General features: G+C 69.6%; 28 protein-coding genes. 11 read left to right on the forward strand and 17 right to left on the reverse strand.

Annotated elements, in window-relative coordinates:
* The first annotated feature begins 1,126 nt into the window (after positions 1-1,126).
* Both ACGFU7_RS34615 and ACGFU7_RS34620 read left to right on the forward strand, forming a co-directional pair.
* The gene (locus ACGFU7_RS34615) at positions 1,127-1,684 is read left to right on the forward strand and encodes a replication/maintenance protein RepL (protein ID WP_393701239.1); all 558 of its coding nucleotides are present in this window, start codon (positions 1,127-1,129) and stop codon (positions 1,682-1,684) included.
* A complete protein-coding gene (locus ACGFU7_RS34620) occupies positions 1,681-2,154 on the forward strand; it encodes a helix-turn-helix transcriptional regulator (RefSeq protein ID WP_393701241.1) in 474 nt (157 codons plus the stop codon). Before ACGFU7_RS34615 ends, ACGFU7_RS34620 begins: the two co-directional genes overlap by 4 nt.
* A gap of 421 nt (positions 2,155-2,575) precedes the next feature.
* Here ACGFU7_RS34620 and ACGFU7_RS34625 read toward each other — a convergent pair whose 3' ends face one another.
* Complete coding sequence (locus ACGFU7_RS34625) at positions 2,576-3,427, reverse strand: hypothetical protein (RefSeq protein ID WP_393701242.1); 852 nt, start codon at positions 3,425-3,427, stop codon at positions 2,576-2,578.
* A 155-nt stretch (positions 3,428-3,582) separates the two neighbouring features.
* Between ACGFU7_RS34625 and ACGFU7_RS34630 the strand changes: the two genes are divergently transcribed.
* Positions 3,583-3,900, forward strand: a complete 318-nt coding sequence (locus ACGFU7_RS34630) for a hypothetical protein (RefSeq protein WP_393701244.1) — start codon at positions 3,583-3,585, stop codon at positions 3,898-3,900.
* On the opposite strand, the gene ACGFU7_RS34635 is transcribed toward ACGFU7_RS34630, so the two are convergent.
* Positions 3,887-4,588: a hypothetical protein gene (locus tag ACGFU7_RS34635; protein ID WP_393701245.1), complete on the reverse strand. Its 702-nt coding sequence runs from the start codon at positions 4,586-4,588 to the stop codon at positions 3,887-3,889. The genes ACGFU7_RS34630 and ACGFU7_RS34635 overlap by 14 nt on opposite strands.
* Positions 4,589-4,799: 211 nt before the next feature.
* Here ACGFU7_RS34635 and ACGFU7_RS34640 point away from each other — a divergent pair, with 211 nt between their 5' ends.
* Both ACGFU7_RS34640 and ACGFU7_RS34645 read left to right on the forward strand, forming a co-directional pair.
* Positions 4,800-5,378 (forward strand): ParB/RepB/Spo0J family partition protein, encoded by a 579-nt coding sequence (locus tag ACGFU7_RS34640; protein ID WP_393701247.1) that lies wholly within the window; start codon positions 4,800-4,802, stop codon positions 5,376-5,378.
* Between the two features lie 11 nt (positions 5,379-5,389).
* On the forward strand, positions 5,390-5,887 hold the full coding sequence (locus ACGFU7_RS34645; protein WP_393701248.1) for a hypothetical protein: 498 nt from the start codon (positions 5,390-5,392) through the stop codon (positions 5,885-5,887).
* A 124-nt stretch (positions 5,888-6,011) separates the two neighbouring features.
* On the opposite strand, the gene ACGFU7_RS34650 is transcribed toward ACGFU7_RS34645, so the two are convergent.
* The 7 genes from ACGFU7_RS34650 to ACGFU7_RS34680 all read right to left on the reverse strand — a co-directional run bounded on the left by ACGFU7_RS34650 (position 6,012) and on the right by ACGFU7_RS34680 (position 11,447).
* Complete coding sequence (locus ACGFU7_RS34650; RefSeq protein ID WP_393701249.1) at positions 6,012-6,272, reverse strand: hypothetical protein; 261 nt, start codon at positions 6,270-6,272, stop codon at positions 6,012-6,014.
* Positions 6,269-6,580 carry a DUF6247 family protein gene (locus tag ACGFU7_RS34655; protein ID WP_393701404.1) on the reverse strand — a complete coding sequence of 104 codons (312 nt, stop codon included), beginning with the start codon at positions 6,578-6,580 and terminating at the stop codon, positions 6,269-6,271. The genes ACGFU7_RS34650 and ACGFU7_RS34655 overlap by 4 nt, the downstream gene beginning before the upstream one ends.
* Positions 6,581-6,659: 79 nt before the next feature.
* A complete protein-coding gene (locus tag ACGFU7_RS34660) occupies positions 6,660-7,229 on the reverse strand; it encodes a hypothetical protein (protein ID WP_393701251.1) in 570 nt (189 codons plus the stop codon).
* A 14-nt stretch (positions 7,230-7,243) separates the two neighbouring features.
* Positions 7,244-7,801, reverse strand: a complete 558-nt coding sequence (gene tpg / locus ACGFU7_RS34665; RefSeq protein WP_393701253.1) for a telomere-protecting terminal protein Tpg — start codon at positions 7,799-7,801, stop codon at positions 7,244-7,246.
* 3 nt (positions 7,802-7,804) lie between these two features.
* Positions 7,805-9,919, reverse strand: coding sequence for a telomere-associated protein Tap (gene tap, locus ACGFU7_RS34670; RefSeq protein WP_393701254.1), 2,115 nt, complete (start codon positions 9,917-9,919; stop codon positions 7,805-7,807).
* Positions 9,920-10,225: 306 nt separating this feature from the next.
* Complete coding sequence (locus ACGFU7_RS34675; protein WP_393701256.1) at positions 10,226-10,690, reverse strand: DUF6166 domain-containing protein; 465 nt, start codon at positions 10,688-10,690, stop codon at positions 10,226-10,228.
* Between the two features lie 67 nt (positions 10,691-10,757).
* A complete protein-coding gene (locus ACGFU7_RS34680) occupies positions 10,758-11,447 on the reverse strand; it encodes a hypothetical protein (protein ID WP_393701258.1) in 690 nt (229 codons plus the stop codon).
* A gap of 227 nt (positions 11,448-11,674) precedes the next feature.
* Here ACGFU7_RS34680 and ACGFU7_RS34685 point away from each other — a divergent pair, with 227 nt between their 5' ends.
* Positions 11,675-12,157 (forward strand): hypothetical protein, encoded by a 483-nt coding sequence (locus tag ACGFU7_RS34685; protein WP_393701260.1) that lies wholly within the window; start codon positions 11,675-11,677, stop codon positions 12,155-12,157.
* A gap of 14 nt (positions 12,158-12,171) precedes the next feature.
* Here ACGFU7_RS34685 and ACGFU7_RS34690 read toward each other — a convergent pair whose 3' ends face one another.
* A complete protein-coding gene (locus tag ACGFU7_RS34690; RefSeq protein ID WP_393701261.1) occupies positions 12,172-12,438 on the reverse strand; it encodes a hypothetical protein in 267 nt (88 codons plus the stop codon).
* A 213-nt stretch (positions 12,439-12,651) separates the two neighbouring features.
* On the opposite strand from ACGFU7_RS34690, the gene ACGFU7_RS34695 reads away from it, so the two are divergent.
* Positions 12,652-14,466: a hypothetical protein gene (locus tag ACGFU7_RS34695; protein ID WP_393701263.1), complete on the forward strand. Its 1,815-nt coding sequence runs from the start codon at positions 12,652-12,654 to the stop codon at positions 14,464-14,466.
* Between the two features lie 256 nt (positions 14,467-14,722).
* Positions 14,723-15,778 (forward strand): hypothetical protein, encoded by a 1,056-nt coding sequence (locus tag ACGFU7_RS34700; RefSeq protein WP_393701264.1) that lies wholly within the window; start codon positions 14,723-14,725, stop codon positions 15,776-15,778.
* Between the two features lie 319 nt (positions 15,779-16,097).
* Here the strand turns inward: ACGFU7_RS34700 and ACGFU7_RS34705 are convergent, their stop codons facing one another.
* Together ACGFU7_RS34705 and ACGFU7_RS34710 are read right to left on the reverse strand one after the other, a co-directional pair.
* A complete protein-coding gene (locus ACGFU7_RS34705) occupies positions 16,098-16,328 on the reverse strand; it encodes a hypothetical protein (RefSeq protein ID WP_393701265.1) in 231 nt (76 codons plus the stop codon).
* A 374-nt stretch (positions 16,329-16,702) separates the two neighbouring features.
* On the reverse strand, positions 16,703-18,526 hold the full coding sequence (locus tag ACGFU7_RS34710; RefSeq protein WP_393701266.1) for a hypothetical protein: 1,824 nt from the start codon (positions 18,524-18,526) through the stop codon (positions 16,703-16,705).
* A 410-nt stretch (positions 18,527-18,936) separates the two neighbouring features.
* Here ACGFU7_RS34710 and ACGFU7_RS34715 point away from each other — a divergent pair, with 410 nt between their 5' ends.
* Positions 18,937-20,118: a hypothetical protein gene (locus ACGFU7_RS34715; RefSeq protein ID WP_393701268.1), complete on the forward strand. Its 1,182-nt coding sequence runs from the start codon at positions 18,937-18,939 to the stop codon at positions 20,116-20,118.
* Between the two features lie 91 nt (positions 20,119-20,209).
* On the opposite strand, the gene ACGFU7_RS34720 is transcribed toward ACGFU7_RS34715, so the two are convergent.
* The 3 genes from ACGFU7_RS34720 to ACGFU7_RS34730 form a co-directional block, all read right to left on the reverse strand.
* Positions 20,210-20,935, reverse strand: coding sequence for a restriction endonuclease (locus tag ACGFU7_RS34720; protein WP_393701270.1), 726 nt, complete (start codon positions 20,933-20,935; stop codon positions 20,210-20,212).
* Positions 20,936-20,951: 16 nt separating this feature from the next.
* Complete coding sequence (locus tag ACGFU7_RS34725) at positions 20,952-21,161, reverse strand: hypothetical protein (RefSeq protein ID WP_030595027.1); 210 nt, start codon at positions 21,159-21,161, stop codon at positions 20,952-20,954.
* Between the two features lie 186 nt (positions 21,162-21,347).
* Positions 21,348-21,755 (reverse strand): DnaJ C-terminal domain-containing protein, encoded by a 408-nt coding sequence (locus ACGFU7_RS34730; RefSeq protein ID WP_393701406.1) that lies wholly within the window; start codon positions 21,753-21,755, stop codon positions 21,348-21,350.
* Here ACGFU7_RS34730 and ACGFU7_RS34735 point away from each other — a divergent pair.
* The gene (locus ACGFU7_RS34735) at positions 21,639-22,115 is read left to right on the forward strand and encodes a hypothetical protein (protein ID WP_393701415.1); all 477 of its coding nucleotides are present in this window, start codon (positions 21,639-21,641) and stop codon (positions 22,113-22,115) included. The genes ACGFU7_RS34730 and ACGFU7_RS34735 overlap by 117 nt on opposite strands.
* Positions 22,116-22,163: 48 nt before the next feature.
* Positions 22,164-22,289: a hypothetical protein gene (locus ACGFU7_RS34740; protein WP_393701272.1), complete on the forward strand. Its 126-nt coding sequence runs from the start codon at positions 22,164-22,166 to the stop codon at positions 22,287-22,289.
* A gap of 27 nt (positions 22,290-22,316) precedes the next feature.
* Here ACGFU7_RS34740 and ACGFU7_RS34745 read toward each other — a convergent pair whose 3' ends face one another.
* Together ACGFU7_RS34745 and ACGFU7_RS34750 are read right to left on the reverse strand one after the other, a co-directional pair.
* The gene (locus tag ACGFU7_RS34745; RefSeq protein WP_393701274.1) at positions 22,317-24,038 is read right to left on the reverse strand and encodes a hypothetical protein; all 1,722 of its coding nucleotides are present in this window, start codon (positions 24,036-24,038) and stop codon (positions 22,317-22,319) included.
* Between the two features lie 162 nt (positions 24,039-24,200).
* Positions 24,201-24,599: a hypothetical protein gene (locus tag ACGFU7_RS34750; protein ID WP_393701276.1), complete on the reverse strand. Its 399-nt coding sequence runs from the start codon at positions 24,597-24,599 to the stop codon at positions 24,201-24,203.
* Between the last annotated feature and the right edge of the window lie 185 nt (positions 24,600-24,784).

Raw genomic sequence — 24,784 nt, forward strand, 5'->3', positions numbered from 1 at the left:
CCCCGCGGAGCGGGATATGCCCCGGCAAGCCGGGGCATAGAGCGCCGAATTGCGCAAGCGCAATTCGAATTCCGGCGCAAGCGCCGGAATGGAATTCCGTAAACGGAATTCCGGACGGAATGCAATTCGCGCAAGCGCGAATTGGAGGCGACCGCGCAAGCGCGATCACCGGGGCTGGCTACGGGGGAAGGTGCATCACGCGCGGGACTGTGTAGGGCTTGGGATTCCCAGCCACCACCCCCGCAACGACGGTGACGGATCGTCGGGTCGCATGGGTGCCGGCCTCACCGCAGTGACGGGTTCCGCTGCGCTCCACCCTGACCCCTCCCCCACTCCCGAACTTTCCCGCTCCCGTTCACCAATACCCCGCCAGCATACACGCCAACCGGCCACCGTGGGGCAGGATTCGACGAGACGTCACCCGAGGGGGCGAACGCGCGGCGTGGGTGATGCATCACGTACCCGAGCTGTGTAGCGTTTGGATCGCTGTCGCGCCACCTCCACCCCGGCCAATAAACTACCGGATGAATTCAGAATTGCGCGGCCCGAAATAGCTCAGCCACGGAAAGGACGCTCCGATATGGGACCGGTTCAATTCGACGTGCGGAGGTGCCGGAGCCGATCGGCCGCTAGGCCGGGCGGCGGAACCGCCCACCGGCACCGGCCACGCTTCCTTGGTTTTGATCGTCACGGCCGGTACCACCCGAGACTCAGAGCCGCTGCTGCCGCCTACGGTCCGCACCGGTCCCACGGAGCCGCACGCGAAGCCGCCTCAGCCCCGCTCGCGAGCCGACGCGCAGCAGCTGGTGGGCCGCCGGCGGATGGATCGGCGGCCTGGTCCTGGTGGCCGCCGCTTCGCCGCTGGATGCGGCGGTTGGAGGACGCGGCGCGGGTCGTGGAGGGCGCGCCTCTAAAAGATCAGATAGGCGCGAGCCTCTGACCTGCGGAAACGCGCGAGATATATGCAGCCTGAGTGAATGGATCACGTCCGGATGCGGCGAGTTGCATGCACGTAGGTGCATAGATCGGTTCTGTCCAGAGACGCGGCCGACACGTGCATAGATCTCCTGCATAACATTGCAGATCTGCTATGTTATGCAGCCTCAACGATCTTGGAGGAGAGCTCGTGGCCCAGCCCTTGAGGCGCAGTGCGGAGGCGCCGGCGACCAAGTCGCGGCTGGCGCCTGCTCCGCCGCCCGCCGATGCCGTCAACGGCATGGAGACGGCGCAGCAGCTGGTGAGCAGCCTGGAGAGGCTGGCCAAGCGGGGCGGTACCTTCACCACGAAGGACCCGGTCAAGCCGTACGTCTTCTACGGCAAGGGGCACCTGAGTATGTCCCAGGTGATCGAGGACAACCTGTGGAAGTTCGATCTGAGCGCGATGTCGCGCAACGTCCTGGACTACCTCAAGACGCACCACGACAAGCAGGGTCTGGTGGAGATGACCCAGAGCAGCCTGGCGAAGAAGTACGGCTGCTCGCAGTCGAAGGTCTCCCGCGCTGTCGGCCAGCTGAGTCACCACAACTTCACGTGGCGGGAGCAGCGTGGGGTGTATCGCCTCAACCCGCTCTACGCTTATCGGTGGGGTAGCGAGAAGCAGCTGCGCCTGGTGAAGTCGTTGAAGAAGACCCTGGTGGAGCACGAGATCACCATTCCGACTGTGAGGAACGAGGCCACGCGATGAGCTCCGCTTCCATTCCTGGTTTCCACAACCCGGAGATTTTCGAGGTCCTGCCGAACGCCTGTCTGTCGCCGACGGCCCGGGATGTCTTCGACGTGCTCACCTCCCGCCAGGAGCCGGGCGGCCTGGTCAGGGTCCGCCAGCAGGAGCTTGCCGAGCGTCTCGGGCTGACCCAGTCGGTGGTCTCGCGGGCCATCAGTCAGCTACGTGACAAGGGCATCATCAGCGAGCGGCAGCGCCGCGGTGAGGTTCTCATCCACCCGCTGCTGGCCGGCTACGAGTCGCTGAGTCACATGGTCAACCACCTCAAGGCCCCCGACACGTTCGTGTGGCCGCTGAACTTTCCGACTGGTGACATCCGCCCGCCGCGCGCCCGCGACGCCCGGATCGGGACAGACTTCGACCCGGACCCAGACGGCGGTGAGGACGCCCCGCTGCCTGACGCCACGCCCTTCTTGCGGCTGGCTGGATGAACCGCGGCTCCTGCCCGCCACTGCTACGGCGCCCACCCCATCGGGGGAGGGCGCCGTCGTCGTTCCCGGCCGCCACGGTGCAGCACGGCGGCAGCGCGATGGTCGGCCCGCCGGCGTTCGGCATCGCGCCGCGCTGCATGCAGCCGCTGCATAGATCTTCTGGCCTGCTGCACGAGCAGCACCCTTGTCCCGCCCGGCCCAGGCAAATGCTGCGCTGCACCCGCGACACCACCGTGCTGCACCCCGACAACCACCACCAGGACGATGGCCACTACTCCCGCTACCCATCGAGCAGCACGACCAGAAACAGCAGCATCCCGTTGCCGCAGGCCCTCGCCTCACACCTCACACCCTTACAGCGCGCCTCGCCCACCTGGGGAAACAGGCTGTGTGCCACACAGGAGCAGCTGGGATGGGTGAGCTACAGGACGGTGCCGGACAGGGCGCGGCGGTCGCCGGACATCGCGTAGCGGCGCGCGGCGAGGCCGTTCTCCAGGGCCTCACCGATCGCGTCGCACAGCGGGGCCATGACGTCGGCGGCCGCGGTGTCGGACAGATAGGCCGGGGCGACCTCGAGCATCAGCTCCCCGAGCTGGTGGGTGGTGGCGGCGAGGTCGTCGACGACGCGTCGCAGCTCGGTGAGTGCGGGATCGGCCGGCGGATCGGCGGGCGGCGGGGGCGGTGTGGTGCGGACGTCGCGGACGGCTTGGCGGACCACGGCGCGCATGGTCGGCTCATCGAGAACCTGGAGGCCGCTGTGGGCGAGCGCGGTGAGTCGGTGGGTGATCAGCTCCGCGACGTCGCTGCTACGGCCGGAGACAGCGATCAGGGCCCGCTGAGACAGGCCGTAGTCGAGCGCGGCCGCGGCACCGGGGTCACTGTCTCGCGTGCGAGACGTCCCGGGGCCGGCTGCGACGGCGTCGTGGATCGTGGCCAGGGCGCGGGCGACGTCGAGCAGCCGGTACGCCTGGGCGCGGCTGATGCCGAACTCCGTGGCGCAGTACGACTCCCACGAGCCGTAGCCGAGGGGTGCCCAGACGCGGGCGGCGTGGGCGGCGCGGACCCGGGCGGCGAGCAGCGCGACGGAGCGCTGGACGTGGTCTATCGCCTCGCGCAGCCCGGCCGTGACCTCTCGGGCCTGCTCTGCGGTGAGCGGCGGCCGCGCGGGTTCGACGCCGTGCTCCTGGTCCTCGGTGTCCTCGCCCACGACTCCATCGTCCTCCGCGCCGGCGGGCACCACCAGGGCGTGCGGGAGTACGGGCCGCGAGCCCACCTCACAGCCTCACAGCCTCACAGTTCGCCCCGTCCACCTGGGGAAACGGCCTGTGAGCCTGCCAGCCTCACAGCGTGACACCGTGCGCGGCGCGGGTCTGTCACGCTGACCCGCGACGGCGGGCGCGGTTCGCCGTACGAGCCGAAGGGGACCAGGTGGTGGGGATCGAGCGGGAGCCGGCGGAGGTACGGATACCCAAGACGGCGCTGGACGCCTTCGCCGCGGCGCTGAGCGTGCGCACGGTGGCGATGCGGACCTGGCCCGACGGCATCGAGTGGATGTACCCGCTCGGGACGTGGGAGGAGCCGCACCTGGAGGTGGCGCTCATGCCCGGCGGTGACGAGCTGGCTGCGGATGTCCACCGACCGTTCCAGCTTCGCCGTGTGGACCATCCAGCAGTGGTGGGACTTCGCCGGCGAACTGCCCGGCGCGACGTCTCAGGACTGAGCCGCGGCGGGGTCAGCTGCTCTTGATGATTCGGGAGATGTCGAACGGGACGTCCTCCGCCAGCTTGAACAGTGGCTCCAGGACGCCGTGGTACACCGGGTCGGTGTGGGGCGGGCAGTGCTCGGTCAGCAGACAGCCGGCGGCTTCGTCCTTGGTCCGGGGGTGGGTCGCTTCCTCGTCTGCGGCGATCTCCACTACGAGCTCGATCGCGTCATCGACGCCGTCGCGCACCTGGGCCCACCGCTGTGCCGTGTCCTCGCGCTCGTTCGGGATGCTGTGCTCGCGCTTGCGCTCGGGCAGGAGATCGGCCACCGGCACCGACAGCGCCTCGTACAGGCGGCCCAGGGTCGGTTCCTGGCACAGTTCCTTCACCGTCGTGGCCGTCAGGGGCGGCTTCGCCTCCGCGACGCGCTGCAGAACGGTGACGCCCAGGACGACCGCCGCGGCCGTGTATCGCCAAGAGGTCAGCGCCACGTGGTGCTCGTAGGCGGCCGCGCCGCTCGCGATCTCCTGGACGGCCTGCCCGTAGAACGGGAACGTCGTGTTCGCCTCGTGCATATCGGCCACGTCCCAGCCGCTCTGGAGCCGGTCCCAGAGAGCGCTCGCTGACTGCAACTCGTACTTTGCGGTCAAGACCGCCGCGTTCAACGACCGCAGCGCCCCCACCTCGATCGACGTCAGCAAGCCGGGCTCATCGAACCGTGCAAACCGCATCGCCACTCCCCACCCCGGGCCGGATCAGTTCCCGGCACGCTACCCCGGGTGTTGACGCCAACGGCCCGCCGCCCGCAAATGCCGGTCCCGGTGGTGAGCGGCCCGTGCCTCTGCCGGATTGTTCCCGGCGGAGTTGACCCGGACGGCCTAAGCCGGGGAACACGACCCCGTCGTTGGTCAGGGTGTGACGAGACTGATCGAAGAACAGCCGGTGGCCGAGGTGATCTCGTGGCCTGAGCGTCCCCGCCACACTCTGGCCAAGGAATCACAGCTCAAGGCGTCTTTGGTCAAGCACGGGGTGGAGCATCCCATCACGGTGGTCTCCCGCGAGGCCTATCTGAAGAAGCTGCCGCGTCAGACCAACTCCGTCCAGCGCTGTTTCTCCTACGTGGCGATCAGCGACTATCACTGGCTGGAGGCTGCGCGATCCCTCGGGTGGACCCGGATTCCCGTCCTGGTCCGGGACATGCCCCAGGACTCGATTGCCGCCTTCGTGCTGCGCCGGCATCGTCACAACGACTACCTGGGGCCGCTGGATGAGGCATCGCTGCTCCACGCCGCGCTCAGCGCGCCGGGACGGACAGAGAGCCAGAATGCCTACGCGCGGAGTCTGGGGTGGAGCCCTACGACGGCTTCGCAGCGCCTTGCTCTTCTGAAGCTCACCCCCGAGAAGCAGGCAGCTCTGTCCGCCAACGACCTCAGCATCGTGGAGGCCCGGCAGATGGTCAGTACGCGCCGCAGCCGCAAGGCGCTCGCTTCCGGCACCCTCAGTCCGCTCGCGTCCGGTTGAGGGGAAGTTCTATGCCCAAGGAGACCGGATCCGAGAACCCGTACGGCTACGACCCGGAGACGACCACGGTCCGGGTCGGCCAGCACGACCTGGCGCGGCTGCTGCTGATGTTCCGCCTGGTGATGCGTGAGCAGCGGCCCGGCCGGTGGAGGCACATGGACGACTTCGACCTGTCCTTCGAACGCCTTGCGGACGCGGTCGATGCCAGTTCGCAGATCCGATACGGCAAGCGCTGGACCGGCCCTGATCTACGGATGCGCTGCACCACGCCCGAGGCCGCCTACATCTGGCCCAAGGGCGCCCCGTACGACGGCGGGACGCCGGTCGTGTGGAACGTGCCGGGCTACGGCTCCCACGCCACCGGCGATCCAGAACGCTCCCGCCCGAAGGCGCTGTGCGGCTTCAGCTGGTCGAAGCAGGAGGGCCACGTCGTGGACGGGCTGCCGGACTGCCGCGAGTGTCTGCGCGAGGTCCAGCTCGGTGCGGAACGGTCCCGCGGCCGCTGGTGACTACTCGGCCGGCTACGCGGTGCCGCCTGGATGGCAACGGGTGGATACGGCCGTGGCTACGATCGGAAACGCCCTGACCCCGGCAGTTGCGATGCCGGGGTCAGGGCGTTGTCACCGGGGATGGCTACCCGAGCCAGACGATGTTCAGGACGGTCAAGCGGCGCAGCGGCCGGTTCACCCAGTAGGTGAGGGAGAGCTGGCCGACGGACGCGTAGCGCACGTCCTCGCCCTCGAGGTCGTCCGCGTTCCACTGGCCGAAGCCCCACGGATCGTCGGCGGCGGCGCCCAGGACGTCCCACACGGTGTCTTCGACGTGCTCGGGCAGGGTGTCGAGGACTTTGGCGGCCGGTGCGGAGAAGCGGACCGCGTATGGCTGTCCGCTCACCGGCGCTGTCGCCTTCGCCGCAGCTCTGCCATGTCGATGGTCTCGCTGTCGTCGTAGCCGGAGGCGACGAACGCGTCGACGGCCGGGGCGTGGGCGAGTCGGCCCTGCCAGTCCTGGACGACCTCGTACAGGACGGCGAGGGAGAACGTCCGGCGGGACTCCTCGAGCGCGGCCGCCCACTCCCGCTCGAAGGCCGGCCCCCACTGCGCGGCGCGCCGGTCGGCGCGCAGCTGGGCGAGGAGTTCGGCCGGAGCTCCCGGGGCGGGGGCGTACGGCGTGAGGGGGGCGTGGTCGGGCTGCGCGCTCATCGGCTGTTCCTCCCGGCGGGTCGTCACCTCACGGTACGCGCGCCGGGTGGCCGTGGAAGGGGACATGCGGTGATCCCTCCTACTGGGTGCGGAGGGTGCGGGCGACGGCCTGGGCGTGCTCGCGCAACGGCAGGTCCTGCTTGTCCCAGGTGGCCGCGATGTGGTTGAGGAGTTCGGCCGTGGCGCGCTCTGAGTCGCTCGGGTCGCTGGCGAGCAGCTTGTCGGCGGCGAGGGCGACGTCGACGGCCGGGGTGGAGAGGTCTTCCGGGGCGAGGGCGTTGCCTCGGTCGACGTCCAGGACCAGGAGGTGGCGCACCTGGTTGCGGGTCTGGATGGTGATGGTGTCCTCGCGCGGCGAGTCCGCATCGGCGGTGACGAAGCCGGGGTGGTTGAGGATCGCCGCGGCGATGGCCTCGGTGAGCACCGGCTCGGGCAGCAGGTCGTCGTCGGTGGGCTCCGCCTCCTTGAAGCTCAGCGTGAAGTTCATGCCGGCCTCGGTGGTGAACCACACCGTGTCGCCGCCGGGGTCGGCGTCCGCAGCGGCGAAGTGCGGGCTTCGGCGCAGCGCTTCGGCGACGCGGACCGGGTCGTGGTCGGCGTCGAGCAGCGGGCTCTTGTCGCGGTCGATGGGCGGGAATTCAGCAGTCATGCATTCGCTCCTATTCAGTAATCCAGGTCCAGGTAATCAATATCATTAATTGCCACGTCCGAGAGTCCCATAGCCCGGCCGCCGCCGTCCTGGAAATAGACTTCCTTAAACCCTTCGGCGATGATCCCGCGCATCTCCTGGTCGCTGGCCCCGGTGTCGCGGGCGTCGAAGAGGCGCTGCGCGTATGCGGCGGGGAGCTTGACGGTGAGGCGGCGGAACCTTCCGTCGTCGGTCGATCCGGCGGACGATTCGTAGCCGAACCGGGCCCGGGTCTCCACCGTGATCCCGCCGGAGGCGGCGGCCTGCTGGCGTCGGCGCTTGCGCACCTGGGGCTGCCACCGCTGGCGTACGGCGTCGTCGATCTTCGACGCGACGTCGGCGCGGGCGTGCTTGCGGGCGCCGCGCCGGTACCTGTTGACGGAGTCGGCTGTCACCCCGAGCTCCTGGGCGACGGCCTTGGCGCTGCCCAGCTGCTTGAGCAGGTAGCCGATCTGGCCCTTGAGCGTCTTCGGCGGGTCCTTGGTGAAGGCTTCCCGGTCGGCCCGCTCGATGGCGTCCTCGATCTCCCCCACGGCTTACTTCCCTTCGTCCAGGACGGCATCGTGGCCGTCACCCTTGATGTGGCGGGCCGGGTTGAGGCTCTTCTCCATCAGGTCGACGGCCCAGGCCATGTCCTGGACGCCTTCGAGCTTCGCCAGACCCGGGGTGGGTCCGAGGCGGAAGGCGCCGGGCTGCGGCTTGCCGGACGCCGCGTAGGGCAGGAAGTCCAGCGGGGAGGCGCTGGGGGCCGGGTAGACGACGCAGTCGGACAGCACGGCCAGCGGGAACATCCCGGTCATCTTCGCCATGTTCGCCAGCTTGCGGTGCATGTTGACCCGGGCCTTGCTGATGACCGCGGCCCGGATGTCGGGGCGCCAGGTGGGGCGCATCATGGCCGGCCACGGCTCGCCGTCCTTGTGGCCCTTGCCCTGCGGGTTCTCGAACAGCTTCCCGATGCCGCCCTTGATGGTGCCCTTGATCGCGGCGAGCACGGCGGTGAGCACCGGGTCCACGTCCTTGTGCCGCTCCATCGCCGCCAGGAACTCCGTGTCAGTGAGGTCCTTGGTGACACCCATGTCGGCGAGGGTGTCAACGTAGGCGGCCTTGAGTCGGTCGTGCCACGGGTCGAGGTACGCGCCGGTCTCGCGGCGCAGGTACGCCTCCAGGATCTCGACGTTGTAGCCGAGCTCCTGGGCGTAGGCGACGGTGTGCGTCTGGTACCAGGCCGGGCCCGTCGGACGCTCACCGTCCGGGGTGAACGGCGAGGGCAGGCGCGGGTCGATCTCCACGTGGGAGAGGTCGACCAGCCAGGACCCGGGAATCTTGGGGCTGAACTTCGGGCCGATGAAGTGGTCAGGCTCGGACAGACCGACCGTGAGCCGGGCCGAGGCCGCGAGGAACGCCGTGTTGAGGTCCAGGCCCACCGCGTAGGGGAGCATGCACTCCTCATCGGACAGGGTGTCCACCGACCGCACCCACTGGAACGCCTCCTCCCGGAGGAAGCCGCCCTTCCAGCCGATGCTGTGGACCGCGGGGTGCTCGATCTGGCCCTCCGGCGGGGCCGGGTCCATCGGCTGCGTGCCGAGCGAGCCGGGGTTGGGGCCGCTCACCCAGTTGCCGGTCTCCTCGTCGCGGACCGGGCGGGTCGGCGGGCGCAGCGCGGTCATCAGCTCCAGGCCGGACACGGCGGTGCTGCCGCGCGGGGTGCTGACCCGTTGGGCGTAGATGCCGAGGACCTGGGCGATGTCGGCCGGCGCCATGTCCGTGACGCCGGGCCAGGAACGCTCATCGAGGGCGTCCCAGGGCAGAATCGCGAGCTGCACGCACTGGCGCTGAGCGCCGGTGGCCTTGCGGTAGATGCGGGCCCACGGCCCGAAGCCCCTCTTCGTGAGCTGCCACTTCGCCTTGAGGACCTGCTTGACGACCGGGTGGTCCTCTTCCAGGCGCAGCCCGCGGCGGTCCTCCAGGCGCTCGGGCAGCCCGAGCTTCACGGCGGCCGCCGTGGTGAGGACGATCAGCGGATCGGCGTCCTTGCCGTTGCGGTGGAGCTTCGGCGCACCGAGGCCGGCCTCGCGCAGCGTCCACTCCACCAGCTCCACGACCGTGGTCGCCGGGCAGTCGAGCACGATGCCGTCGACTCCGTACGCGGAGCCGTCGCCGTCCAGGACGGCGAGCGGGCCGTGCGGGAAGCGCGGGTCGATCGCGGGCTTCGCAGCCTTCTTCGCCGGGCGGCGAGACGACGTCGCCGGACGGGCGGCCGGGCGCTCCGGTGCGGCGAGGGCCTGGGCCGGTGCGACGGTCTCCGGCTCGGGTACCTCGGGCGCAGCCGGACCAGTGAACGTTTCCGGCACCGACTGAGCCTGCGGCGCAACGGCCGGGGCGGGAGCGGCGGGGACGGCGTGGGCGGGGTACTTCGCCGCCCATCCGTTCAGCAGCCGCTGGTACGCCTCCAGGCGCGGCGACTTCGGCTCGCTCCTCCCGTTCTCGTAGTTCTTCACCGTCTGCACGGTCGACTTCAACGCGGTCGCGAGACGGGCCTGGGTGATGCCGGCAGCCTCACGCAGCCGGGCGCGCTCCGCCGGGGGCGGCAGCTGCGGCTCCTCCTCCAGCAACGCATCGACGGACGCGAACAGTTCTTCCTCGGATGCCATGGGTGGATCTCCTTTCGTGCCCTCACCCTAGCACTGTTTACCCTAGTCTTTAGCCTGTTTTTTAACCCGTTCGGATTTTTTCGAGGGGGTGGGGTGGACAGCAAGAAGGCCGTCCGGCGGATGCCGGACGGCCTTCGATGAAGTCTGAACCCTGGGTGTGTGGCCTGCCCCTTCCGGGACTACCAGGGACGAATCCAGGGTCTTCGTCGCCCAGTGTACCTACCCGCGCTCACAGCTCACAGGGTCAGGCCGTCAGTACTTCCACCTGCGGAAACGACGTATGAGGCTGATAGGTGCAGCCAGTCGTCACAGGCGGCTGCTGGTCAGTTCAGGAAGGTCGACCAGGGCAGCGGGGAGATCGCGGGCGCCCTGCTGTGCGTACCAGCCGCGGCACCAGCGCAGGACGCCGGGGCGGCTGAGCCGCCACTGCGAGCAGCACTGGACCAGCACATCGGAGGCGAAGTCGACGCTCAGCGCCTGGAGAACCGGGTCAATCGGCCCTCCTTCGAATCCGCAGGTCCAGGGATCGCCCAGGCCCAGGGCGTCGGCGAGGATCGCGTTGGCGGCCCGGCCGGGGCCGGACCCGCTGTATCCCCACTCGAACCCGCCCAGGCCCTCAGCGTCCTTCGGGGTGAGCTCGTACAGGACGAGGTCGTCGACCTGCCGCTCGGTGGGCCCCAGCTTCCTCTTCTCCACCAGGATCCGGCACTGCCAGTCATCGTCATCCTCGACCGGCTGCACACCGTGGTAGATGCGGTCCTGCTCCGTCATAAGGTCCTCCCCTTCTCTTGCTGATCCTGACCGCACGCTGACGCAGACGCAGCCGTCCTTCCCTCGCTCACACCAGCGGAACCCAGCCGAGGAAGATGTGGCCGCCGGCCCCGTAGCGCAGGATGTCGTTCGGACCGGTGGTGGAAGTCGGCTCGCAGACGGTGGAGATGCCCAGCAGCAGCCCGCCCAGCTGCCGGCACGCCTTGACGGTGTCCAGGTTCGCCGACGACGACCACCGCCCGTTCAGGCCCGCGTCGATGTGGATGGTGGCTCCGGTCAGCCGGGCCTTGGGCGGTGTCTGGTCGGCCACCCACTTGTCGACGATCAGCTCGCGGCCCATCGGGCGGAAGCCGCGGGCCCGCCAGTCCCGCTCGGTGTTCACGCTCCAGCCGTCGCCGCCGTCCTGGTCCAGGTGGACCGCCTCCAGGTGCGGACAGACGATGAACACCGGCCGCGGGGGGCGGCCGTTGCCCTCGTCCATCGGCAGGGTGAAGAACCGGCTGGTCCACGACAGGTGCGCACCGACCATGAGCGAGCGGAGCTCGTACCAGCCCGAGGGGCGGCAGTCCTGGTGGTTGAGGGACGCGCTCAGGAACGGGCCGCAGTCGTCGACGGCGAGCGCCGGCGTCTGCTCGCCGAGCGGCGCCCCGCAGGTCTGGCAGTCCCGCTTGTGCAGGTTGAGCGCCACCTCCTGGCGGGCCTTGTCCGACAGCCGGGTCATGATCTCGTCCGCGACCAACAGCTCGGTCACCGCCACCGGCTCAACTCCCCTTGCCACCAGGACCGCCCGTCGCGTCCCGCTGCCGCAGATCATGGAGTGGGCGCAGCCCCGCCACACCCGCAATGGCCCGGTGTGCCCGGTTTCTTACGTGCGTTGGCCGAGAAGGCGCTGTTGCCGGGCCGGACCGCCGCTCAAGCGGCCGGGGCCATGACCGTGCCCGGTACGGTGCCCGGGACAACGGCAGCGGCAGGAGTGGGTGGAACGTGACGGCAGGACCGGTTCGACGGCGCGGAGATGTGCTCGGCTTGGGCCTGGCGGTCGTGCTCTTCCTTCCCGGGATCGCCTTCCTCGGGATCCACAACGGGCACGACTTCATCGAGAACGACTTCTTCGCTTTCATGTACTGCGTGGCCTGCGTGAGCTTCGCGTCGGTCCCTCTGCTGGGATGGCGCATAGGCGGCCACTGGCACGCGGACCCGGGCTTCGGCCGGATCACCTGGTTTCCATGGCTGTTCACGACCGGACAGGGCATGGCCTACAGCGGTCAGCGCACCGACTCCAACCTCTTCGTCCTGGCTCTGGGCTGGGGCGCGTTCATGGGGGCCGGCGTCGTCGCCATGTACTACCTCGGGAACGCGTTGTGGCTGAACGACCAGGAGCGCACTGCCGCACGCGACGCCGACAAGGCCCTGGCCGCAGAGCAGGCCGGGCAGCGGGAGCCCAGCGATCCGGAGGCCGGTGTCTGAACGCCGTACGGCGTTCAGTCCGCGGCGCGCTGTTGGTCGTCCAGGTGGGCCATCGCGTAGCCGTGCTCATCGGGGTGGCGGGCGAGCCGGGCCATCACCCACGCGGTCCTCGCGTCCATCCCCACACCGAATTCGGCGGCCAGGCGCCGCGCCTGCCACGTCGTGCGCGGGGCGAGCACCCACCGTGCGAGGGAGAAGCGGACCCTGCCGGGGCTGGCCGTCGTCGGGCCTGCCCCGTCGGGAGAGCTGGCGGAGGGAAGCGGGACATGGGGATCGGGCACGATCGTGAGTCTGGCGTCGGCCCTGATCAAGAAGGCGGCTCTCACTCGGAGATCACCGGAACGGATGTGGCATGGCACCGTGGTTGACGTCTGCACCGTCACGGTTGCACTTCGTGGATCGCGCCCCGCTCCGGCCCGGGTACGCCGTACGGTCGTCACAACGGATGGCGACCGGGCGGTGACGCCGGGTCAGGTGGGAGAGGGGATCCGGGGATGGTCAATGCCCGTACGTATCCGCTGTGGCGGGACCTCGCGATGAGCGAGGAACTCCCTAAAGAGGCTCTCAAGACGGTGATCGAGGCCCTGTGTGCTCCGGCGGAATGCCCGAACGGGTTGTTCGATGCCCGGGGTGACCAGTGGCGGGAGGAAGCCCTCAAAGCGGCGCTTCCCGCACTGCTCGCGCGGACGTCGGCCAAGCGGCTGCGGGGCCGGCTCCTGGTCCACGGCGACGAGAAGCTGCTCGCCGCCCTGGCGGCCGAGGGCACGGTGACCGCCGACGACGTGCCGGCCATCCTGCGCCACCGTCGCCTGTGGGCCGGGCTGGTCTCCGCCCTGGCCCGGCGCCCCGAGCAGGTTGAGGCGGCGATCGCGCTCCTGCCACGCCTCGCCGACCACGAGGTAGAGCGGGTCGTGGGGGACTGGGACCTTGACCGGTACACCCGCAAGGAAGGAGCCGCGCCGCCCCCGCCGGTGCCGCAGCCCTTGTTCGACGCCGTCCTCGAGGCGTCCCTCACCCCGCTGGCGGCGTACCTGCTCCACCCGGAACCCGAAGAGGGCTGGGAGGCCATGTCCGGGTACGCGCAGGACTGGTCGCTGGAAATGGGAGGCCGCAGCGCCTGGGCAATGCTCGCCCGGTGTCCCGAGCGGTGGGCGGAACTCGCCGCGCATCCCACGCTGGGGGCGGCCGTCCAGCACCTGCTCCTGGACCAGGCCGAGACCCAGGCCCGGGAAGACGCCCGAACCTACGCCGCCGGCTATCCGCCCGGCGAGGAAGACTCCGGCGAAACACTCCCCGCCGAAGAGCCGGCCCCCGCTCTCAACGAGGACCTGCTGCGGGCCTGCCTGCCCGCGTTGTGCCTGCCCGAGCTGGCCGAACTACCCAACCCGCAGGTGACGGCCCGCAGGACCCTGCACCACATCGCCTGCCGCGTCGACAACAACCCGCACCTGGCCGACATCGCCGCCGAGCAGCTGCACGCGGCCGCCGACACGGCCGTGGTCCGCGGCCAGTTGCTCAGCCTGCCCGAGAAGCGGGCCAACGACTACGAGTTCGACGGACGTGTCCGTCGGCTCGCCGAGGACCTGGCCCTGCTCAGCACCAACCCCGACCACCTCGCGGGCGCCTGCGCTCAGCTCGCCGCCCTGGATCCGCCGGCCGTCGTCTCCCCCGCACCGAGCCGGACCCTGATCCGCATCGTCGACGACACTCTTCTCGCCGACCACGACCGGCCGGCACGGCTCCTGGAACGCCACTCCGAACACCGCCGGGCCCAGACCCTGGCCGCTCTCGCCGCCAACCCGCACACTCCGCACCCCGCCGTGACCCATGTCCTCACCGTGCTGCACCCCGCCGAGCTGGCCTGGACCGCCGAGAAAGTCGACGGCCCCGACTGGTTCCTGGGAGCGGCGGCGGCCGTCCCTGCCCCCGAGGACGAGGACGACGGTGTGCTGCGGCTGCTGAGTGACGACGACCTCGACCAGCACCCCGACCCGGCAGCCGTCCTGCAGTCCTGGCTCGACTCCCCCGCCACCGGTGAGATCCTCTCCCGCTCCGAGGTCTACCGAGCCCTCCTCAACTCCCGCCACCACACCCTGGAACACCTGCGCCAGATCCCCGCCGGCGAAGTCCTCACCCGCCACGAACCCGAGATCACTCTGACGACCCTGCTGGAACACTGCGGGCGCAGCACCAGCCGGTGGGAGGCGCTCGCCACCGCCATGACCTTCGAGCACGACGACACCAAGCTCACCTTCGGCGAGCTCCTCGACTCCCTGAACGGCACACCCGCCCGGGCGCGCACGTCCTGAGGGGCTACGTCAGGCTTCGGGCGCCCGCCCGTCCGAGTGAACCCGTGAGGGTGTCGTCCACTTGGCTCGGTCACCGGTTGCATGATGGGCGGTGGCCCGAGGCGGGCCACGTTTCGACCGCCGCCCGATCCGGCGAACCGGAACGCAAGGAGCGTGGCATTGCACCGGCCTGCACCACGACATCACACACAGCAGCTCGTCAGTGTTCGTTGACGTGCCGGGATCGGGCAGAGGCGCGTCAGGAAGGCACACTGCCGTGAGCGACCGCTCCTCGTGGGAATCCCGCAAACTCCGCTATTGGTCCGAGTGCAGTGGCCGCTCCCGCCGCACCGGCCTTCGCACCAGCCACCCGACGCCCGCAGCCTCGCCGGCGCAGGCACGGCTGGAGAGCCTTGTCCTCGAGCAGCTGGGAACCTCTCCGGACCTATGCGCGCACCCCTTCGGCATCACCTCCCTGAGCAGCACCGTCACGTCCCTCACGCTGCACCTCGACGCCTACATGGGCCACAAGCGGTACTCCTTTCCCGAGCACTGTCTGAGCCGGCTGCTCCCCGCGGCTCCCGCACCAGGAAGCGGTGACGATCCGCACGGAATCCCCGGCCTGCGGATGACCGGCATCAAGGCCGACGGTCGGCAACTGCACCTGCACACGGTGAAGGACCCTGGGCAGACAGCCACGCTCGTCCTCGCACTGCCCAAGGGGCTGACGGAAAGCTGGGTGGACATCGAGCGCCGGCACCGGCGCTGGTGCGACGACACCGGTCTGCGGCCATTGTGGACGGCCCCGCAACTCGACGGCGGCGAATCCAGGCACCTGCACGCCTACCCCAGCCTCGAAGGCTCACGAGCCAGGCGGGCCGCCGTGGGCAGCGGGCTGCTGCGACGTATCGCGCTCTTCCACACCGTCACCGCCTTCTACCGGGTCCAGTGCTGGGACGACGGCGACAGCTGGAAGATCGACGCCCGCACTGCCCATCCCCGTGCCCGCTGGCACGACCAGCTCCTGCAGCGACTGTGCCACCCACGCTGGGGCCTGCCGGTTCGCGTGGCCCACCGGTTCTGCCACTGCGCCGAACCGGACGCCCCCTACCAGTGGGACCACACCTGCGCCTTCTACTTCGACGGCCACACCGCCGGCAACGACGACCCCGTCTACCTGCGCGTCCATGCCAGCCCCGAAGGGCACGACTACGACCGGCAGATCGCAACACTGCACCAGGTCGGCGCCCCCGCGGACTGGATGGCCCGTGCCTTTCCCGAGCAAGCAATTCAGCACCACGACCGGCACCGTCAGGCGGAGCGGCTGCGGTAACGCACCGTCAGGCGACTCAGTTCGGCGGGCATAGAGCAGCCAGCGCATCAACTCCTGCGCCCGCTCGTCCTGCGGGCCCCGCCCGTTTCTCAACTCCCTGAGCCGGTCCATAGCTCACGGAGCTGCTCGCAGCGCTGGCGGGCCACTCGGAACCTTCATCACCACCTCGATCATCTGGTGCATGCAGAACAAGTAGTCCAGGGGTCCCCGGCCATTCCGCCGGGGATTCCCTACGCTTTCCCCACGGGTGGAAGGCTCTGTACGAGGCGGCAATGCTTCCCGCCCCCGCCTGGCTGCTCCCGGACGGGGGCGGAGTTGCTTACTCGGTTTCGGGCTCTGGGTGCAGCACGATCCGCTTCACCGCCTGCTCCAGCTTCGCCCGGTCCGCCTCGGTTGCTTCGGCCTCCGCTGTCACGGCCTGCTGAAACGTTGCTGCCGCCGCACGCCAGGGCGCCCAGCCTTCATCGGTGTACGGCTCGCTGGTCGCTTTGGTCTGGGCCTCGACGGCCGTGCGGTATAGCTGGATCAGTTCATCGCTCGGTTTCGCCACGGCGGGATCCTAAACGGCAGCACTGACAATCAGCCGCAGGTCAGGGCGCTTCGTCCATGTCGCTTCGGACCCATTCCCTTTGCTGGTGACCGCGGCTCACGGTGTCTACCGGGCGTGGGCCTGTCACGCTACGCCGCAGGAATCACTTACGGCAGGAAACATAGGTGGGCGGGTCGTCCGCCCGGCCGTGGTGAGGGCGAAGGCAGCGATAGCGGCCTGATCGACGGAGGTGGCGCGGCGGCCGCGGAACAGTTTGATCATCACAGGCCGATCAACTGCACCCGAGCTCGTGGCCAGGCAGCGTTCATCGCGAGCTCACCAGAAACGGGTGATGCCGACGGCCAGAGATCGGCCGGCACCTGAGCGGCCGGAGGTCAGCCCCACAGCTTGCGAGTGAACTCCGCTGCCCACTCCACCCGTTCGCGGTGCGGCCCGTTGGACGTGCAGCGGGCCTCCGGCGGGGCCTGGCACTTCGGGCACCTGACTTCCCGCGCGTGCCAGGTCCGGGCCGCCGTGTCACCGGTCGATTGTTCGCTCCGCATCTCCCGGGGTTGTCGTGGCGGCCGGGAGCGGGCGTTGCTGTGGTGCAGGACTCTGCGCAGGCGTTCGTCGTGAGGAAGTTGCCGCGTCCGGCCGGGGCCGACCCGGTCGTCGTTGCCGCACGGCTTCCCGGCCCCGGCGTAGCAGCGCGGGCAGGTTTCGCTGTACCAGTCCGCGCGCGCCACCTGTAGGTGCAGGCGGGGCTCGCCTTTCTGCTGCTGTACGTTTCGGTCCCGGTCGGGTTTCGGTGTCCGGTCCGGGGCGGGCTTTTTCTGTGCGGGAAGTGCTTGTTCAGGTGCCGGCGTCTTTCGCTCGCGCTGCACGCGGGCCTTCCACGCCTCGATCTGGGTGGTCTCGCTGCGCGAGAGTTGATCACCAGCTGTGGCGGCCAGGTCGGTGAGCATGGCGACCCGACGCCGCTTCTCCGTCCCCAGCATGGTGCGGCCGTGACGACGCAGGGTGCGCAGGGTCGTGCGTACCCGCTCCAGTGCTTCCGTCTTCTGCCGGGCCGTTCTCCGACGGGCCTCTTCCTTGGCCTCGGCCGCAGCGTTGAGCCTGCGGGCGGTTTCTTCCTGTTCCCGAAGCACTCCAGCGAGGAAGGTGGCGGCCGTCCCGGCCGTCTGGGTTTCGCTGTCGGTGCGGTCGTGGGCCGCGATCGCGTTCACGCGGGCAAGCAGCCCGCGGGCCTCCTGGACGTTCCCCTCGGCCACGGCTTCGCCCAGCCGTAAGAACATCTCCCGCCGCGCCGCGGCCTGCTCCCGCAGCCAGATCTTGGCGTCCTGGAGAACGATGTCGATCTGGGCCCGGGTCTCCTGGTCCACCCCGTCCAGGGTGGCCAGGGCGTGGCTCACCCTGGCCACCACGACCACGGATCCCACAGCACGGGCCTCCTCGATGCGGCGGAAGAGGACCTGCGTCCGGGTCTGGGCGTTCGGCAACTTCCTGTCCGTGCGCGCGGCCGGGCGGACCGGCGGGGGCGCGCTGCGGGATCGGATGATCCGCTCGACCGCCGGGGTGGACAGGCCCCGCTCGGTCATCTCGCACTCGTCCAGGGCGAACCACTCGGTGGGCCGGGCGAAGGCCTCGGTCCCGATCCGTACCCGGCGGACCGTGCCCTCGCTGTCGAGACGGATCCGGTGCACGTACCAGCGGCGGACCAGCGTGTCCCGGTCCACGGGGACCATGGTGCCGAGCACCGGCTCCCCCGCGTCGTCCCACACCGGGGCCACCGCCTGGTCCAGATGTACCCGCAGGGCACCGTGCCGCCACCGGACGTCGACGACGGAGCCCAGCGACCCGCCCCCGGGGCGGGTGTAGGTGAAGGTGGCCTGCTCTCCCCTGTCGGCGAGCCAGGCCGCGGCCGCCGACTTCACATACAGGTGGTCCGCGCTGTTCACACCGCGGGCGGCGCGCCCGCACACATGCGGGAGTCCGTCCGGATCGGGATGATGGGCGAAGTGGCACGCTCTATCGGTGTAGAGCTTCGTGGTCAGGCGGCCGCCGCAGCCACCGAGCAGGGTGCCGCACCAGAAGGTGTCGCGCTCGTGCGCATGACGGAAGGCGTCCAGCTCGATCGCCTCCATCGGCAGCATCAACGGCTCCTCCGAGCCCGCCCCGCCCAGCACCGCCGTCTGAATCCGCCGCTTGTCAGCCCGCACGTACTCCCCCGTCTATCCCGGCAAACCATCGTGTCATCAGGGGGCTGGCCAGATGGTCTTGTCGGCTCTTCTCATGCCGTACGCCCCACCGGCCTTGTCGTCGCCACCGGGGTGATCGTGGCCAGTCCGGCCCGCTCAGCCGCGAAGCGCTGCAGAAACCGCGCCCGGGCCGCGCCGCTGGAACGAGCACGCTGCTGGGCAGCGGCTTTCTCGCGGAGCTCCTCGAGGGCCTGGGGGCCGTCGGCGAAGGCATGCCCGGCCCAATGGCCGGCTTTCGGATCTGTCGCCTGAGCAGCACCGCTGGGTACGCCCGACTCAGTCGGGGGCGCCCATGAGCGCTGGGGGCCGGGCTAACTGCTCCATGCGGGAGTTCACCAGTAACTGCGGCCGCCGGGGGGCGTTGGAAGTGCGTGTCAGAGCCAGCATCCAGTTCCAGTAAGACCGGCGCAGGGGTCGACGCTTCGCAGCCGCTGCCGTTCCTCTTGACGGCCCCGCAGGGCGAGGCTGCCCGTGCGCTGCTCAGCTACGTGGCATCCCAGCCGCTGCCCGGACCCGACCCGCAGCTCCTGGCCGTTGTGGTGACTATCAGAGCAGCGCGCGGCGGCACCGGGAACCTCACCGGTGCGGATCTTGCTGCTCTGCGGCTGCATGACCCCCGCGAAGCTGTCGAGGCTCTTCGTGGCCTGGGCTGGCAGATCGGTGACGGGATCTTCGACAGCGATCCTGCCGCGCCGCCGGTCCCCGTCACCGTCCCCGACCTGGCCCGCGAGGCGGGCCACCCGCTGCCCCTGGGAAAGCAGGTGCGCTCGCGGGTGTCCGGATGGACCACCCGGGCGCTGTCGGCCAAGCCCGTCAAGAAGCTCCCACCGGCCGCTCGGCTGGCTGCGCTGTTCGCCGCCGCCCACAGCACCGCCACGCTCCTCGGCCAGATTGCTGCCGACCTGCCTGAAGCATGCCGGCCTGCACTGGCGGACCTTCTGAGCAAGGGGTTCCTCACCGAACTCTCCGACACGACGTTCCAGCTGGCCCCCGCCGTAGGTCACCTGGCGGGAATGCGACCGCCCACCGACGAAGAGAAAGTCCTGCGCCGCCCGGCACGAGCAGGGGCCGGCCATTGGTTCGTGTTCCGCACCGAGGCCTGGGAGCAGTGGAAGGACGTGGCCACACCCGCGCTGCGGCGGCACGTGGAGAGCGTCGAACACTGCGCCCTGTGTTCCCAGTCCGTGGAACGGATCGCGGAGGCCTTCATGCTCCCGGCGGGAAACAAGTTCTTCCCCCGGAACGTCAAGGTTGCCTACGGGCAGTGGAAGGACGAACACCCGGACCGCGGCCCGCAGGCAGCGGGTTTCACCGTGTCCTTCCGTGCCGAACACGGGCACGGCCCCTCGTTCAAGCAACTGGGCAACGGCTTGGGCTGGACGCTCCCACGCCCTGTCCTCGGCTTCGTCCTGGTGCGCCTGGTGACCAACGAATGGCTGACCAAGACCGGAGAAGTCCCCTGGACGCTCCGCCCAGGGACAGCCGCTCAGCAACAAGGCATCGCTCTACCCGCAGCACGCAGGCAGACAGCCGTCGCCCCCGCCCGACTCTGACCGCACGGCTCCGGACCCAACACCGGCTGCTGTCCTCATCGGCCCCTGCAGACCGGCCGCCGCATCGCCGCGTCGTCGACTGGCCCTCAGGCTACCGGCCTTTGCGGGGCGGTGGAATCTTCGGGAGGAGCTCCCATAAGGGACGCCCGCCGCTCGCCCAGGTGGCGAGGGTGCGCCGGTCGGCCAGGTGCATGTGCAGCTGTTGGGCCAGGGGTGCGCAGCGGGTGGAGAAGCGGCCGTTGGTGACGACCAGGACGACGTCGGCGCCGTAGAGCTGGCGGGCAGTGCCGTTGACCCGTTGGAGGTCGGGGGTACCGACGGCCGAGCCGCGGTCGCCGTCCTTGCGGTGCTTGGCCTGGATGACCCAGGTGCGGCCCAGGGGGTCGGTGGCCAGGACGTCGGCACCGTTGTCTCCGGCCCCGCCGATCTGCCGGGCGTCGGTGCACCCGTCGCGGAGCATCAGGTCTCGGATCGCGTACTCGAAGTCGCGGTGGTGCAGGGCGTCCAACTGCTGGAGCCCGTAGCGAAGTGCTTGCTGCCGTACCCGGTCCCAGGCCTGCTGCTCGCGGTACCGGTGAGCCCACACCGTCCCGCCGACGGCGGCGAGGGCCCCGAGCACGACCAGCGCCCACCAGTTCACCAGCAGCCAGGAGATCACCGCCCAGACCAGCGTGATGCCTGCGAGGGCACCGAATCCGAGCAGGAGCAGCTGGGTGTCGCGGCGCTGCTGCCGGCGCGAGCGGCGGCGCGGTGGCGCGCTGCGGCGTGCGCGACGGGCAACGGGCCGGCGGCGGGGCGGTGGGCGGCGGTTGGCCATCGGGCGCGCTCCGGTTTCAGCGGGAGGAATCGGTGACGCCGGAGGCCAGCTGGCCCAGGAAGTCACCAATGCCCTCACCCAGCGGGGTCGGGGCGATGACGACGCCGAGCGCGAGCACGATGATCACGGTCAGCTTCTCGTCGTTCCGGCTCCGGGACTCAGTGCGCCGGCGCAACCGCAGTAAGACGATGACGGCGAGCAGCACTCCCACATTGATCGTCAGCACGTTCTTCCGCCCCCGGCTCACTTCGGTCTCTTTGCGACCCCTCTGTGTATCCGCATCCGGCACCCCGTGCCTCCAGGTCACCGGATGATGACGCAAAGAAACCGATTGGCTGGATCAGGCACGACAAAGCGCAGGTGACGCGTGGAACGGCCACACCGGGCGCTGTTGTCGGATTCCAGAACTTGCTCAGTCGACTACGTGCACCTTCAGGTACATGTCTCCTGGCGCACCGCCGTGTTGGCCGGGGCCTCCGAGTTCGCGGAGCCGGACCTTCTGGCCGTTCTTGATGCCGACGGGGATACGGACCTTGTGGGTGTGCTGCTCACGGATGACGCGGCCTTCTCCCTCGCATGTGGTGCAGGCCCGTGCGGCGTTCTCGTCTGTCCGTGTGGCGCAGGCGGGACAGGCTTTGCGGGCGGTGATCCGCAGCGGGATGATCGCGCCTGCTGTGGCTTCCGCCTCGCTGACCTGGATGTCATGCGCGAGGTCCCGGCCGCGGCGGGGCGGTGTGGCCCCGAAGTGCCGGTCAAGACTCTCCGCGCGGTCCCGGCCGGGAAGATTGTGGCGGAGTCGACCTTCGGCTGCTGGGTGAATCTGCTCGACAAGGGCGGCACCCGCGGCGACGGGCCGTACCGCATGAGCGTCGACTACGACTCCACACTGTGGCGCAAGGCCCTGCACAAGGCGTTCCCGAACAGCGGCGGTAAACGGACCACGGTGTTCACTACCGCCAGCCACGTCCGTTCCCTGCGTAACCGGGCCGCCCACCATGAACCGCTGATCGGCGGAGTTCCCCTCCCAGGCCAGAGCGACCGTCGCGGCCGAACCCGCCGGCTCACTCTGCCCGAGGCCCACTCCGAGGTCCTGCGCCTGGTCGAGTACATCGACCAGGACGTCGCCGCCTGGCTGGGCCAGACCAGCCGGGTGCCTGACCTCCTGAGTAGCCGGCCGTGACCCGCGTCCGGCCCAGCACACAAGCAGGGCCGGTCGTGTGGCGCGGTCGTGACCGCAGCGGCGGGGCGCTCGGAGTGGCTAGGGGTTACAGGACTGGCCGTCCGGCTGCACACGGTCCTCCAGGAGTGGGACGAGCAGCACGGCATCGCCGACACCCAGCAGACCACCGCCTGACAGCGCAGGCTCCGGGCAGCCGGATAGCTAGTTGCCGGGCCACCGAAGCCGGAACTGTCTGGCACGTTCCGGGTGCGGGTGGCTGCTGCGAGGCTTGCAGTGATACCCGGGCGTCGCGGCGCAGTCGGGACAGACGATGTCCGTCACCGTCCATGACGGGGCTGTTGTCGAGTTCCGACTGGTCCGTGGTTCCCGCTTAACCGGCCTCGCTTCCGGAGCGGAACGCCGGTTGACCGCATTCCCCCGGCCTCTCCGTGCGTTCTGGCCGACCTCTTGCGGTGCGTCCTGGGTCGGAACCGCCTTCGGAGGCAACTTGACTCGTTCGTCATGGGGGGACGGGCGCCAGGCCCACTTCCCCCGGCCATCGTTGTCGAGGCATTCCTTGCCCGCTGCGGACAGGCAGATCGGGCACTCCCGGTGGATCCAGTAGCGTCGTAGAACGGGTTTCGTAGCTGGGGGCGGCGTGGTCTCCCCCTGCTGAGTGCTGTCTTGCGGCTGCTCGTCCTGTTCGTAAGAGGCGCTGTGGTGCCTCTGCTTCCACTGGGCGATCTGACGCTTGTGGTGGATCGTCAGTCGTCCGCCGGCGATTCTCGCGCAGCGGTCGAGTTCCTCGATCTCGCTTCCCAGGTCCTCGTATTTTCCGCGACGCAGGTTGCTGAGGATCTTCCCGACACTGCTTGCGGCGTCCGCGGACGCGGTATTGGCGGCCACCTGCGCCTGGATTCTCCTCTGCGTCACAAGGGCCGCAGAGGCGAGGTGCTCAGCCGCCCGGTCGACAACAGCTTGCTCACTGCTGGTACGGCCGTCGGCCGCCGACGATTTGATCTTTCCCAGCAGGGAGCGGACATGCTGAGAGTCTTGTGCGTCAAGGGCTTGCTCCAGGCTGGAGAACAGCTCACGGCGTGACTCGGCCAGTTCCTCTCTCCAGACCTGAGCCTCTGCCACTGCGGCATCCAGTGCCGCTCGCACCGGTTCGCTCACCCCTTCCAGCTGGGCGATCTGCCAGCAGGCGTGATCGGCGGAACTTTCGTTCCTGAATACACGTGCGTCGACCAAACGGCTCAGGAGAGCGCGCGCCCGGGCGTCCGGGGCTACTTCTTTACGGGCCCTGGGCGGGGACCACCGCGGTGATGGTGCGGTGCGGGACTCCACGATGCGCTGCACTGCCGGCGTGGAGAGTCCGCGCTGTGTCATGGTGCATTCGTTCAGCCCGAACCACTCCGTGGGCCGGGCGAAGGCCTCGGTGCCGATCTGGACCTGGCGGGTGGTGCCCTGGCTGTCCAGTCGGATGCGGTGGACGTACCACCGGCGGATCAGTGTGTCCGGGTCCACAGGCACGGACACGCCGAGCACCGGTTCATGGTCCTCTTGATCCCACTCAGGTGTGACCTCGCCGTCCAAGTGCACGCGCAGCGCGGTGTGCTGGAGCTGGATATCGACTACGGATCCGATCCGTGCCCCGTCCGGCCGGGCGAAGTCGAAATGGGCACTCGCGCCACGGGAGCGCAGCCAGGCAGTTGTCGCGGACTTCACGTACAGGTGATCCGCACTGTTCACGCCCCGGGAGGACCGGCCGCACAGAGGCCGGTGCCCCTCGGGCCCTGGATTGTGCGCGAAGTGGCAGACCCGGTCGGTGTAGAGCTTCGTCGTCAACTGGCCCCCGCAGCCCCCGAGGAGGATTCCGCACCAGAAGGAGTGGTGCTCGTGACGGAGGCGAAAAGCGTCCAGCTCGATGGCCTCCAGCGGCAAGACGAGTGGATCCTCCGAATCCGCACTGCCGAGAACCGCTGTTTGGATCTGCCGTTTATCACGCCGCACGTGCCCTCCTGTTCCTCTGAACAAAGCGTGACAGCCGACCCCTTCGCCTCGCAGCCGATCACCCTGTTTACCCACCCGGTGCATACCGCGAAGTCACGCCGTACGGTCCAGCCGCTGGGAGGCGGCCGTCGCCGGGGCGATGGTGGCCAGTCCGGCCCGTTCGGCGGAGAGACGGTGCAGAGCCCGTGCCCGGGATGCGTCACTGGGGCGCACCTGCTGCTGGGCGGCCGCTTTGGCGCGGAGCTCCTCGAGGGCCTGGCGGCCGTCGGCGAAGTTCTCCGCCAGTTCCCGGAGCCGGTCACGGAGCTGTCGTTCGGCGGCCGCCCGGATCTCGGGGTTGGTGTGCTGCCGGGTGGTGTTCCAGGTGGCGCGGTGGGCGGCGATGGCCTCGCGGTAGCCGTCGGTGGCCGTCTCCGGTGCCTTCGCCGGCGCTTGCGGCGCGGCCGGTGCCGGGGAGGTCGACGCGGGCCGGACAAGCTGGTCCGCGGGCACTGTTCCGAGGGGCAGAACGCGGATGGTGCGTACGGTTCTGGTGCCAGTGGTCGCGTTGGCTGCGGTGATGAGACGAGCGCTGATCAGCCTCAACTGGGTGGCGCCTGGTGCGGGTGCACATCGGCGGGCGGGCAGGCAGTGGACGGCGCGGTCGACGCCGGCCAGGAGGTCCAGGACAGAGATTC

This window comes from Streptomyces sp. NPDC048473 (assembly GCF_043200155.1).
Lineage (GTDB): Bacteria > Actinomycetota > Actinomycetes > Streptomycetales > Streptomycetaceae > Streptomyces.

Bases quoted from the DNA above. Each gene is read 5' to 3' on its own strand.
- ACGFU7_RS34675 (WP_393701256.1), bottom strand. From the start codon at position 10,690: ATGACGGAGCAGGACCGCATCTACCACGGTGTGCAGCCGGTCGAGGAT.
- ACGFU7_RS34695 (WP_393701263.1), top strand. From the start codon at position 12,652: ATGGTCAATGCCCGTACGTATCCGCTGTGGCGGGACCTCGCGATGAGC.
- ACGFU7_RS34620 (WP_393701241.1), top strand. From the start codon at position 1,681: ATGAGCTCCGCTTCCATTCCTGGTTTCCACAACCCGGAGATTTTCGAG.
- ACGFU7_RS34720 (WP_393701270.1), bottom strand. From the start codon at position 20,935: ATGGCCAACCGCCGCCCACCGCCCCGCCGCCGGCCCGTTGCCCGTCGC.
- tap (WP_393701254.1), bottom strand. From the start codon at position 9,919: ATGGCATCCGAGGAAGAACTGTTCGCGTCCGTCGATGCGTTGCTGGAG.
- ACGFU7_RS34735 (WP_393701415.1), top strand. From the start codon at position 21,639: ATGCGCGAGGTCCCGGCCGCGGCGGGGCGGTGTGGCCCCGAAGTGCCG.
- ACGFU7_RS34660 (WP_393701251.1), bottom strand. From the start codon at position 7,229: ATGACTGCTGAATTCCCGCCCATCGACCGCGACAAGAGCCCGCTGCTC.
- ACGFU7_RS34645 (WP_393701248.1), top strand. From the start codon at position 5,390: ATGCCCAAGGAGACCGGATCCGAGAACCCGTACGGCTACGACCCGGAG.
- ACGFU7_RS34635 (WP_393701245.1), bottom strand. From the start codon at position 4,588: ATGCGGTTTGCACGGTTCGATGAGCCCGGCTTGCTGACGTCGATCGAG.
- ACGFU7_RS34655 (WP_393701404.1), bottom strand. From the start codon at position 6,580: ATGAGCGCGCAGCCCGACCACGCCCCCCTCACGCCGTACGCCCCCGCC.